The 10,990-nt window shown below is 70.3% G+C and carries 9 protein-coding genes; 1 reads left to right on the plus strand and 8 read right to left on the minus strand.

Translation table 11 applies throughout. The annotated features are described in order from the left end of the window. Positions 1 to 232 precede the first annotated feature (232 nt). Positions 233 to 1,333 (plus strand): PA containing protein, encoded by a 1,101-nt coding sequence (locus ACRDTB_RS15210; protein ID WP_431430926.1) that lies wholly within the window; start codon positions 233 to 235, stop codon positions 1,331 to 1,333. Positions 1,334 to 1,398: 65 nt separating this feature from the next. Here ACRDTB_RS15210 and ACRDTB_RS15215 read toward each other — a convergent pair whose 3' ends face one another. The 8 genes from ACRDTB_RS15215 to ACRDTB_RS15250 form a co-directional block, all read right to left on the minus strand. Continuing rightward, positions 1,399 to 2,682 carry a thymidine phosphorylase gene (locus ACRDTB_RS15215; protein ID WP_431430917.1) on the minus strand — a complete coding sequence of 428 codons (1,284 nt, stop codon included), beginning with the start codon at positions 2,680 to 2,682 and terminating at the stop codon, positions 1,399 to 1,401. Next, positions 2,679 to 3,077, minus strand: a complete 399-nt coding sequence (locus ACRDTB_RS15220) for a cytidine deaminase (protein ID WP_431430918.1) — start codon at positions 3,075 to 3,077, stop codon at positions 2,679 to 2,681. The genes ACRDTB_RS15215 and ACRDTB_RS15220 overlap by 4 nt, the downstream gene beginning before the upstream one ends. After that, positions 3,070 to 4,356: an ABC transporter permease gene (locus tag ACRDTB_RS15225; RefSeq protein WP_431430919.1), complete on the minus strand. Its 1,287-nt coding sequence runs from the start codon at positions 4,354 to 4,356 to the stop codon at positions 3,070 to 3,072. The genes ACRDTB_RS15220 and ACRDTB_RS15225 overlap by 8 nt, the downstream gene beginning before the upstream one ends. 2 nt (positions 4,357 to 4,358) lie before the next feature. After that, the gene (locus ACRDTB_RS15230) at positions 4,359 to 5,465 is read right to left on the minus strand and encodes an ABC transporter permease (RefSeq protein WP_431430927.1); all 1,107 of its coding nucleotides are present in this window, start codon (positions 5,463 to 5,465) and stop codon (positions 4,359 to 4,361) included. Further along, a complete protein-coding gene (locus ACRDTB_RS15235; protein ID WP_431430920.1) occupies positions 5,465 to 7,141 on the minus strand; it encodes an ABC transporter ATP-binding protein in 1,677 nt (558 codons plus the stop codon). The genes ACRDTB_RS15230 and ACRDTB_RS15235 overlap by 1 nt, the downstream gene beginning before the upstream one ends. Positions 7,142 to 7,218: 77 nt before the next feature. Beyond that, positions 7,219 to 8,376 (minus strand): BMP family lipoprotein, encoded by a 1,158-nt coding sequence (locus ACRDTB_RS15240; RefSeq protein ID WP_431430928.1) that lies wholly within the window; start codon positions 8,374 to 8,376, stop codon positions 7,219 to 7,221. A 429-nt stretch (positions 8,377 to 8,805) separates the two neighbouring features. Beyond that, the gene (locus tag ACRDTB_RS15245; RefSeq protein WP_431430921.1) at positions 8,806 to 9,993 is read right to left on the minus strand and encodes a saccharopine dehydrogenase family protein; all 1,188 of its coding nucleotides are present in this window, start codon (positions 9,991 to 9,993) and stop codon (positions 8,806 to 8,808) included. Between the two features lie 76 nt (positions 9,994 to 10,069). Continuing rightward, a complete protein-coding gene (locus ACRDTB_RS15250; protein WP_431430922.1) occupies positions 10,070 to 10,420 on the minus strand; it encodes a hypothetical protein in 351 nt (116 codons plus the stop codon). Between the last annotated feature and the right edge of the window lie 570 nt (positions 10,421 to 10,990).

Raw genomic sequence — 10,990 nt, forward strand, 5'->3', positions numbered from 1 at the left:
TCCGATCGGGTAAGCGGTGGACCACGTAAGGTCATACCCGGTCCCGGCATTCGTGCCAGGACCATCCGCCGAACGGCCCAATGCATCGTGATCGGGCCTGCGACTAACTAACGGGTGGTGTATGGACGCATTCTGGGAGTGGCTAGGCTCCCCTGCGTCGGCCCTGCCCCTCCCCACGACGAAGGTCACCTCCGTGAACGAGAACAACAACTCGACGGTGTCGTTCGACCGGATGCGCAACATGCTGGTGCGCGCGGCCGAGATCCGCGAGAGCGAACAACAGCAGATCTTCGACACACTGGACGAGATCCACGCCAGGCTGTCCCCACTGGAGTCCATCGGATCCGTCCGCAAGCGGCTCTCCGAGATGCCCGATCGCACCGAGCTCACCGCGCTCGCCGCGCGCGTCGAGGACGCGCTGGGCCGGCTCGAGGCCCAGGACGGTGCCATCGCGGCGCTCACCAGGGCGGTCGAAGGCATCGTGGACAAGCTCGCGACGCCGTTCGCACAGCTCGACGGTCGGCTCGACGGCGTGGCCGGCCGGTTCGAGGGCGTGGCCGGCCGGATGGACGGGCTCGAGGACAAGCTCGCCAACATCCACCGCCGCATCGACGAGCTCGACGGTCACCTGAACAAGCAGGACGGCAAGCTGGACGTGCTGCCCGGCCACGTCCACGGCCCGGTCCGCGAGCGCATCGAGCAGGCGGAGAACACCTTGCGCGGTCGCATCGACGAGGTCGGCGGCGGCCTGCGCGGCCACGTCGACTCGACGAAGGAAACCCTCAAGCAGGTCGTGTCGGACGCGTCCAACGCCCTGCACAACAACATCGACGAGAAGGCGACCGGCGTACGCGGCGCGGTCGACGAGGCCCGCAAGTCGGTGCAGGACGCCGTCGAGGACACGAAGACGACCGTGGACGGCACCGAGCGTCTGGAGTCGCTGGCGGCACGCCTGGAGCACGTGACGGGCCACCTGGACGCGCTCACGACCCGGCTCGACACCGTCGAGGACGGGTTCACCGAGAAGATCGGCCAGCTGGGTACCGCGATCGCGAGCAGTCTGTCCAAGGTCGAGGGCACGCTCGGCAAGCAGCCGGACAACGACCAGCTGGCCTCGATGGTGCGCAAGAGCAACGAGGAGTCCGAGCGTCGCATCGGCGGGCACCTGGACGAGGCCATGGCCACGTTCGCGGAGCTGATGATGGGTGGCGGCGCCCCGCAGCCACGGCCGCCGGCGACCCTGCCCCGCCAGACCGCCCGCCGCCGCAACGGAAAGGCGCAGAAGCCCACGCGGTCCGGCGACGCCGAGGACGCCGAGACCTCGAGCAGTTAGCGGCCAGTCCACATTGGAACGGGCCCTCGCCGACGCTGCGGGGGCCCGTTTCCACCCGGATGGGGTCAGCGACTGCCGTGGACCATCTCGACGACGAGCGGCGACCGCCGCGGAGCGGACTCCGCGATGTCGACCGCGCCCTCCAGCGCGGCCAGTGCCCCGTCGACCGCCTCCGGCGTGTCGGTCCGCAGCTCGAACAGCGGCTCCCCCTCGGACACCGACTCGCCGGGCTTGGCCAGACACAGCACCCCGGCCGCGGGCTGCACCGGGTCCTCCTTGCGCGCACGCCCCGCGCCCAGCCGCCACGCCGCGACGCCGACCGCCCGGGCGTCCAACCGCGCCACGACCCCCGACCGTGGCGCCGGCACCATCCGGACCCGGGCCGGCGCGGGCAGGGCCGCGGCGGGATCCCCGCCCTGCGCCGAGATCATGGCGCACCACGTCTCGAACGCCTCGCCCGACGCCAGCACGGCGGCCGGGTCGGCCTCGACCCCGGCCAGCGCCAGCATCTCCGCCGCCAGCGCCACGGTCAGCTCGACGACGTCGGCCGGCCCGCCGCCCCGCAGCACCTCGACGGCCTCACTCACCTCGACCGCGTTCCCCACGGCCCGCCCCAGCGGCGTGGACATGTCCGTGATCATCGCGGTGACCCGCAGGCCGTGCTCGTCGCCGATCGACACCAGTGCGGACGCCAACTCGCGCGCCTGGTCGAGCGAGGACATGAACGCCCCCGAGCCGACCTTCACGTCGAGCACGAGCGCGCCCGCCCCCTCGGCGATCTTCTTCGACATGATCGACGACGCGATGAGCGGCACGCACTCGACGGTCCCCGTCACGTCGCGAAGCGCGTACAGCTTGCGGTCCGCCGGCGCCAGCCCCTCGGTCGGCGCGCACACCACGGCCCCGACCGAGTCGAGCTGGGCGCGGATCTGCGCGGACGACAGCGAGGCGCGCCACCCCGGGATCGACTCCAGCTTGTCCAGCGTCCCACCCGTGTGGCCGAGCCCGCGCCCGGACAGCTGCGGCACCGCGGCCCCGCACGTGGCCACCAGCGGCGCCAGCGGCAGCGTGATCTTGTCGCCAACGCCGCCCGTGGAGTGCTTGTCGACCGTCGGCCGCCCTCGCGGCCACGACAGCCGCTCCCCGGAGTCGATCATCGCCCGCGTCCAGCGGGCCGTCTCCGCGGTGGTCATGCCGCGCAGGTAGATCGCCATCGCGAGCGCGGCCATCTGCTCGTCGGCGACCAGGCCGTGGGTGTACGCATCGACCACCCAGTCGATCTGCTCGTCCGACAGCACCCCGCCGTCGCGCTTCGTGCGGATCACGTCGACGGCGGAGAAGCGGGTCATGGGAGGTCGTCCGGTCCGAACGCGTGCGGCAGCACGTCGCGCATGGCCATCGGGCCCGCCGGCGTGTCCAGCAGGCAGTCGGGCCCGCCCAGCTCGTAGAGCACCTGCCGGCACCGCCCGCAGGGCATCAACAGCGCACCCGAACCGCTGCGGCACGCCACCGCGACGAACCGGCCGCCACCGGTCAGCCGCAGCTGGCCCGCCATCGTGCACTCGGCGCAGAGCCCCACCCCGTAGGAGGCGTTCTCCACGTTGCATCCGACGACCCGCCTGCCGTCGTCGACCAGTGCGGCCGCACCGACCCGCAGCCCGGAGTACGGGCAGTAGGCCCGCGCGGCCGCCTCGACCGCCGCCGCACGCAGCTGGTCCCAGTCAACGGTGGCGTGGCTAGTCACCCTCGCCTCGCCGGTACGGCATCCCGTTCGCGGCGGGTGGTCGCAACCGCTGCGCGGCGAGTGCCAGCACGACCAGCGTGATGATGTGCGGCGTGTACGGCAGGAACTCGGTGGGCAGCTCGTCGGTGGTGTAGTACAGCGCGTACACCGCCACCGCGCCGAACGCGGCGAGCCCGGCGACGTTCCACTTCCGCCGGAACAGCTGCCAGATCACCAGCAGCCCGGCCGAGATCACCGCCGCGTACAGCAGCGCGTGCACGGTCTCCGGGCCCGACGACAGCCGCAGGCCGTCCGAGTAGCCGAACAGGCTCGCGCCGGCGAGCGTGCCGCCCGGCCGCCAGTTTCCGAAGATCATCGCGGCGAGGCCGATGAACCCGCGGTTCGCGGTCTGCCCCTCGGAGTAGATCGACGGGCTGGAGCCGAGCACGAGTGCCGCGCCGCCGATCCCGGCGAGCGCGCCGGACGCGGTGACCGCGATGTACTTGTGCAGGTAGACGTTCACGCCCAGGGACTCGGACGCCACCGGGTTCTCGCCGCACGAGCGCAGCCGCAGGCCGAACCGGGAGCGCCAGAGCACGAAGTAGGTGAGCAGCACCAGCAGGATCGACAGCAGCAGCATCGGCGACACCCGCGTCACCAGACCGCGCACCAGCCCGGCCACGTCCGAGATGACCACGCGCTGGCCGGCCTCCAGCTCACCGAGCCAGTCGGACAGCCACGGCGCGGAGAACGTGGCGAACTGCTCGACCGGCGGCGAGTCACGGGGGTTGCTCGACAGCGGCTCGAAGATCAGCGTCGCCAGGTACTTGGTGACGCCCGCGCCGAGCAGGTTGATCGCGACGCCGGACACGATGTGGTTGACGCCGAAGGTGACTGTCGCGATCGCGTGCAGCAGGCCGCCGAGGGCACCGAGGAGCGCGCCGACCAGCACCGCCATCCAGGGACCACCGTGCAGGCCACCGAACGCCGCACCCCAGGTGCCCAGGATCATCATGCCCTCGAGGCCGATGTTGATCATGCCCGAGCGTTCGGACCAGATGCCGCCGAGACCACAGAGCAGGATCGGCAGCCCCAGGGTCACCGTGTTCTGCATCGTCGAGGACGAGGTCAGCGCGGGCTGGCCGGTCAGGTAGGAGGTGGCGGACAGCACGCCGACCACCGCGACGATGCCGATCGCGAAGATCGCCCAGCCGGGCATGACCCGCCGCCGCGGCGGCGGGGGCATCATCATCGCGGCTCCACCGGGCGTGCCGGGCAGGCCCGGCTGAACATCGAGCATGCTCATTTCGCACCCTCCGGCTCGGCGTCGGCGGCGGGACCGGCGGGCTCCGCCGTACCGAGGGCTCGCCCGACCTTGCGTTGTTCGGCCGCCTGGTCCATTCGCTTGACGACCTCGTAGGCGATCACGACGGACAGCACGATCGAGCCCTGCATGATCGTCGCGATCTCCCGGGGCACGCCGACGTTGTCGAGCGCGACCTTCGCCTTCTCGAGGAACGCCCACAGCAGTGAGCCGAACGCGATGCCCACCGGATGGTTGCGGCCGAGCAGCGCGATGCCGAGACCGGCGAACCCGTACCCCGCCGCGAAGTTCAGCGTGTACGCGTGGTCGCGGCCGAGGATCTCCGGCATGCCGACCAGGCCCGCCACGGCGCCGGACGTCAGCAGCGAGATCACGATCATCCGCTTGGCGTTGACGCCGCCCGCGGACGCCGCGGTCGGCGACAGCCCCGAGGCCTTGAGCTCGAAGCCGAACCGGGTCCGGTTCATCGTCATGCCGTACAGGGCCGCGGCGAGCACGGCCAGGACAACCAGCCCGAACATCGTGCCGCGATCGCCGAAGGAGATGCCGGGCACCTGGCCGGAGCTCGGGATCGGCTCGGTGGAGACGTTGTTGCCGATCAGGATGCCGAACTGGTCGCGGCGGATCAGGTACGCCGCCAGCCCGAACGCGATCGCGTTCATCATGATCGTGGAGAGCACCTCGTGCACCCCGCGGGTCACCTTGAGGATCGCCGGCAGCAGCGCCCACAGCGCGCCGGCGATCATGCCGACGATCAGGATGACGATCCAGTGCAGCGGCGCCGGCAGCACGATCGCGCTGCCCACGATGGCCGCGACCAGCGCACCGATCCGATACTGGCCCTCGATCCCGATGTTCAGCAGGTTCATCTGGAAGCCGATGGCCGCGGCCAGCGCGGCCAGCATGTAGATGGCCGTGCTGTTGACGATGTCGACCGCGACCTGACCCCGGCCGACCTGGCCGATCATGGCGCCCATGGCGTCGAACGGGTTCGCCCCGGAGAGCAGCAGGACGATCGCGCACAACAGGGCCGATGCCACGATCGCGAGCGCGGGCGCCAGCAGCGACGAGCGCAGCTTCGCGATCACTGCTTGTCTCCTTCCGTCGCGGGCGCGGCGGACCCGTCGGCCTTGCCATCGCCGTCAGGCTTGTCGTCGGTCCCGCCTGTCGTCTCGGCTGTCGTTTCGGCGCTCGTCTCGGCGTCCACCACGAGGTGGCCCTCGGCGTCCACGTCACCGGCTCCGGTCATCGCCGAGCCCAGGTCCTCCGGGCTGACCGTGGCCGGGTCGGCGTCGGCCACGAACTTGCCGCGCAGCATGACCTTGATGGAGTCGGACAGGCCGATCAGCTCGTCGAGGTCTGCCGAGACCAGCAGCACGGCGAGCCCGCGGGCGCGCGCGGTGCGGATGTCGTCCCAGATCGCGGCCTGCGCGCCGACGTCCACGCCGCGGGTCGGGTGCGAGGCGATCAGCAGCACCGGGTCGCCCGACAGCTCCCGGCCCACCACGAGCTTCTGCTGGTTGCCGCCGGACAGGGACGCCGCCGTCACCTCGATGCCCGGCGTGCGGACGTCGAACTGCTCGACGATGCGCTTGGTGTCGGCCCGCGCGCCGGCGACGTTGAGCAGGAAGCCGTGCGAGGCGGGACTTCTGGTCTGGTGCCCGAGAATCCGGTTGGCCCACAGCGGCTGGGTGAGCAGCAGGCCGTAGCGCGTGCGGTCCTCGGGGATGTAGCCGATGCCGGCCTCGCGCCGCGCGAGCGTGCTGGCCCTGGTCACGTTGCGCCCGTCGAGGAAAATGCGGCCGCTGGCCGCCTTGCGCATGCCCATGATCGTCTCGACGAGCTCGGTCTGGCCGTTGCCCTCGACGCCGGCGATGCCCAGCACCTCGCCGGAGCGGACCACGATGTCGAGCGAGTCGAGCAGCGGCCGACCGTCCGGCGCGCGCAGGGTCAGGCCCTCGATGCGCAGGATCTCCTTGTCGGTAACCGTCGAGGTGCGGGTCTCCGGGCTGGGCAGCTCGCTGCCGACCATCATCTCGGCCAGCTGCCGCGTGGTCACGGTGCTCGGGTCGACCGTGCCGACCGTGGTGCCGCGGCGGATCACCGTGACGGTGTCCGCGATCGCGCGCACCTCGTCGAGCTTGTGGGAGATGAAGAGAAAGGTGTAGCCGTCGTCGCGCATCGAGCGCAGGGTGTCGAACAGCTCGTCGACCTCCTGCGGCACGAGCACCGCGGTCGGCTCGTCGAGGATGACGATGCGCGCGCCGCGGTAGAGCACCTTGAGGATCTCCACCCGCTGCCGGTCGGCGACGCCGAGCCGCTCGACCAGGGTGTCCGGGTCGACGTCGAGGCCGGTGGTGCCGGCGAGCTCGCGGACCCGGGCCTTGGCCCTGCGGCCGATGCCGTACATCGGCTCGGCGCCGAGCACCACGTTCTCCAGCACCGTCAGGTTGTCGGCGAGCATGAAGTGCTGGTGCACCATGCCGATCCCGGCTCTGATCGCCTCGGACGGTGACCTGAAGTGCGCGTGCTCGCCGTTCACCGCGACGGTGCCTTCGTCCGGGTTCTGCATTCCGTAGAGGATCTTCATCAGGGTGGACTTGCCGGCGCCGTTCTCGCCGCAGATCGCGTGTACCTCGCCGGCGCGCACGGTCAGGTGGACATCGCTGTTGGCGACCACACCGGGGAACCGCTTCGTGATGCCGGTCAGCTCGACCGCGGGTGGCGCGGCAACGTCACTGTCGAGATCACTCTCGGTCATCGAGGAGCCCTTCTCACGGTAAAGACCCGTGGGTGTGCGGCCCCGCCGCACACCCACGGGTGTCACGCAGAAATCGGTCAGCTACCGGACGGCGTGTCCGAGACCGTGATCTCGCCGTCGATGATCTGTTGCTTGTATGCCTCCACCCACTCCTCGGTCTCGGCGTCGATCTTGCCGCCGGACGTGGAGTAGCCGACGCCGTCGACCTTGAGGTCGAAGACCTCCGGCAGGCTCGCGAGGTCGTTGCTCGCCACCGCGGCGATGTAGTTGTACACCGCGACGTCGACCCGCTTGAGCATGGACGAGATGATCACGTCCTTGTACTCGGCGACGGTCTTCTGGTTGTACTGGTCGGAGTCGACGCCGATCGCCATCACGTCAGCCGCCTTGGCCGCGGCGAACACGCCCTTACCGGAGGCTCCGGCGGCGTGGTAGACCACGTCGGCACCCTGGTCGATCAGGCCCTTCGCGAGCACCTCACCCTTCGGCGCGTCGGTGAAGCCCGTCAGGTCACCGGCCTCGGTGATGTAGTTCGAGACGATCTTGGCCTCCGGCGCCACGGCCTTCACGCCCTGCTCGAACCCGGCCTGGAACTTCTGGATCAGCGGGATGTTCACGCCGCCGACGAAGCCGATGGTGCAGCTCTCGCTCTTCAGTGCGGCGATCACGCCGACCAGGAACGAACCCTCGTGCTCGGCGAAGCCGAGGAAGGTGACGTTCTTCGGGGCGCCCTCGACGAAGCCGTCGACCACCGCGAACTGGATGTTCGGGTACTGCTTGGCGACTTCCGCCGCCGCGGCCGAGTAGGCGAAGCCCACGGCCACGATCGGGTTCCGGCCCTCCTGCGCCAACTGCCGGAGCCGGGACTGCTTGGCGGACTCGCTCTCCTGGTCGGTGGCGGTGAGCTCCTTGGTGTTCTCCTTCTTCACGCCCATCTGCTCGATGGCCTGGTCGAGACCGGCCGCCGCCGAATCGTTGAAGGACGCGTCACCGCGGCCGCCGATGTCGAACGCGAGGCCGACCTTGAGACTGCTCGCGTCGACCTCCGCTCCGGCATCGGACGAGCTCGCCGCGCCCTCCGCGGCGGGCGGCTTGTCCACCGTCTTGCAACCCTCGGTTCCGCCAGTGCCGCCCGATGCGTTGTTCGAAGTTCCCGAATCCTTCGCACAGCCGACCACGGACAGCACGCTGGTCAAAGCGATCGCGGCGACCGCGACTCCCCGCTTGAAGCGCAAGGCTTTCTCCTCCCGGCTTCCACGCTCGGCACACACCGAACGCCAACTTATTCGCGAGACCGTACTCTGCGGGTCGTCCGGCGCCACCGCCACATAGACGCGCGTGACCCAATCGTTTTCGCGCCGCGCCTCAGGCGCACACACGGTGATCGTTCACGTGCGGTCAGATCACCGCTAGGGCCATTCGTCCTACAACGGAAGTAGTACTGCGTCGACCGCGGTGGGCCGTCCGCCGCACCTGCCTTCTTCTAGCGCACACCACCGACGAGAGGCCCGCACACGATCGCCGGCAACGCGCTTCATCCACAACCCGCCCGGTTGTCCACAGTTCCCACCGCGTCCCGGCGCAGCCCCCGCCACCGCGGGCACGATCGAGGCATGACCCCGATCAGCCCCACCTCACCACCACGTCCGTCCATGCCGGATTGGCTAGGTGGCCGCCCGTTCGTCGACCACACGAAAGGTCATGCCCGCGCGCGTGAGCCGGTCTGTCAACGCATTGCCCATCGCGACGGCCGTGGTCACCTGCCCCGCCGTGGCCGGCACGTCGTCGAACGCGAGACACAGGGCCGACTCGGCGAGCATCTTCGCGGTCTCGCCATAGCCGGGGTCTCCGCCGCCGACCTCGGTGAGCACGCGCCGTCCGCCGCCGTCGGCCACGAACCGCGCGCGAAACCACGACTTCGCCCGCTTCTCCGCGTCCGGCCCGTCGCCCGCCCGCATCCGGCCGAGCAGCCACCGGCGGGCCGGTGGCACCTGCGCCAGCAGCACGGCCGCGCCGACCCCGCCCGCGATCGCCGTCGCGGTGGGCAACGTGCGGACCGCGAGGTAGTGGCCGTAGGAGAAATCCGGCCCGTACCGGTCCAGTACCCGTGCCGACCGGAGCACCACCTGCGGGTCGATGATGGGCGCCGGCAGCACCCACGAGCCGACGACCTTCTCGTGGCGGGGCAGGCCCTTGAGGCCGTGCACCTTCCGGTTCTCGGGCCGACCCTCGGCGCGACGGCGCTGCGCCGCCGCCGAGGCCGTCGTGCGCATCCGGGAGAACGCGGTGATCGCCGAGTGGTAGGTGCCGCCGGACCACGAGGCCGACGCGGACATGTAGCACTGGACCTTGATCGGCACGTCGTCGGGCAACTGCTGCACCGTGTAGTAGGCGCCGAGGTCGGCGGGGATGGAGTCGAACCCGCAGCTGTGCACGATCCGTGCGCCGGAGGCGACGGCGCGCGCGTGGTAAGCGAGGTACATCCGGTCGACGAACTCGGGCTCGCCCGTGAGGTCGAGGTAGTCGGTTCCCTCCTCGGCGCAGGCGGCGACGAGCGGCTCACCGAAGTTGATGTACGGACCCACGGTCGTGACCACGGTCCGGCTCCGGGCCGCGACCGCGCGCAGGGACACGGGGTCGGCGACGTCGGCGTGGAGGAGGTCGAGCGACTCGCAGGCCGGGTTGACCGCGGCAAGCCGCGTCCGCAGCGCCTCCAGCTTGGCCTGGTTCCGCCCGGCGACCGCCCAGCGGCATCCGTTGGGCGCGTTGGCCGCCAGGTACTCGGCGGTCAGTCCTCCGGTGAACCCGGTGGCGCCGAACAGAACCACGTCGAACTCACGGCCGACGGACATGCCCGAACTCCCTCCTCGCGGGCGTTCCCACCCGGGTTGCCGACCCTACCCACCGCGAACGAAAGGGGCCGGCGGCTCAGGTCCAGAAGACAGCGAGCCCGACGTTCACGACGACCAGCCCGGCCAGCGTCGGCGGCAACCAGCTCGGCGCGGCGACCCGACGGATCACGTAGACGAGAGCGAGCCCAGCGATGACGAGCAGCACGAGCAGCTTGATGCCGAGCTTGACGTGGCTGTACTCGGTATCCGTGAACGGCGCGAGCAGCTGCAGCGCCAGCCCGGTGATCAGCTGGAGCGCCGCACCATGCACCCACCCCACATTCAACGGCGCCCCGGCAGGAGCCCGCCGCGACAGCAGAAACATGCCGACGAGAACCGCCATACCGAGCAGGTGGAGAAACACCAGCAAGAGCCGAACGAACTCCACGAATCGCTCCCCTCGAGTCGGCCAGGCCGGATCAGCCCATTGGATAGAGCCAGTTCTAGCAGGTCCCCGTACCCGTCCACACGCCCCACCCACCCCGAGTCCGAACAGGCACCGCCCCAACCGACCCATGCCCACTCATGCCAACCCGACCCACCACACCATCGAACCCGAGTCGCCCCACCAACCCACAACCCACAGAACGCGAACCACCCGACCCAGCCAGAGCAACCCAAACCACCCCAACCGGAGCCAGAGCGATCCGTGCCACCGGAACAAAGCCACCCGAACCAAGCATCCCGAACCAGCCGCCAAGGCCAAGCCGCAACCCGGACCAACCCGCCAACCCACACCAGCCCCCGGCCAAGCCGACCAACTCAACCCGGCCGCAGCCAAGGCAACGAGCGGCGAGCTATGCAACCAACCGCGCAGACGGTCAGCTGGGGCAGGACTGTTTCAAGATCGGTGTTTCTGGCCCGACACGCCGGGCTGAGGTCCGGCGGGATGGGCACTGAGAGTGATGACATCGGACCTTGTGAGTCCACGTAAGAGTGACAAGTCCGGGCGGCAGCT

Source organism: Actinophytocola sp. (assembly GCF_050699935.1).
Lineage (GTDB): Bacteria > Actinomycetota > Actinomycetes > Mycobacteriales > Pseudonocardiaceae > Actinophytocola.

Excerpts from the sequence above, each read along its gene's own strand:
- ACRDTB_RS15210 (WP_431430926.1), top strand. The coding sequence starts at position 233 with ATGCGCAACATGCTGGTGCGCGCGGCCGAGATCCGCGAGAGCGAACAA.
- ACRDTB_RS15215 (WP_431430917.1), bottom strand. The coding sequence starts at position 2,682 with ATGACCCGCTTCTCCGCCGTCGACGTGATCCGCACGAAGCGCGACGGC.
- ACRDTB_RS15225 (WP_431430919.1), bottom strand. The coding sequence starts at position 4,356 with ATGCTCGATGTTCAGCCGGGCCTGCCCGGCACGCCCGGTGGAGCCGCG.
- ACRDTB_RS15235 (WP_431430920.1), bottom strand. The coding sequence starts at position 7,141 with ATGACCGAGAGTGATCTCGACAGTGACGTTGCCGCGCCACCCGCGGTC.
- ACRDTB_RS15245 (WP_431430921.1), bottom strand. The coding sequence starts at position 9,993 with ATGTCCGTCGGCCGTGAGTTCGACGTGGTTCTGTTCGGCGCCACCGGG.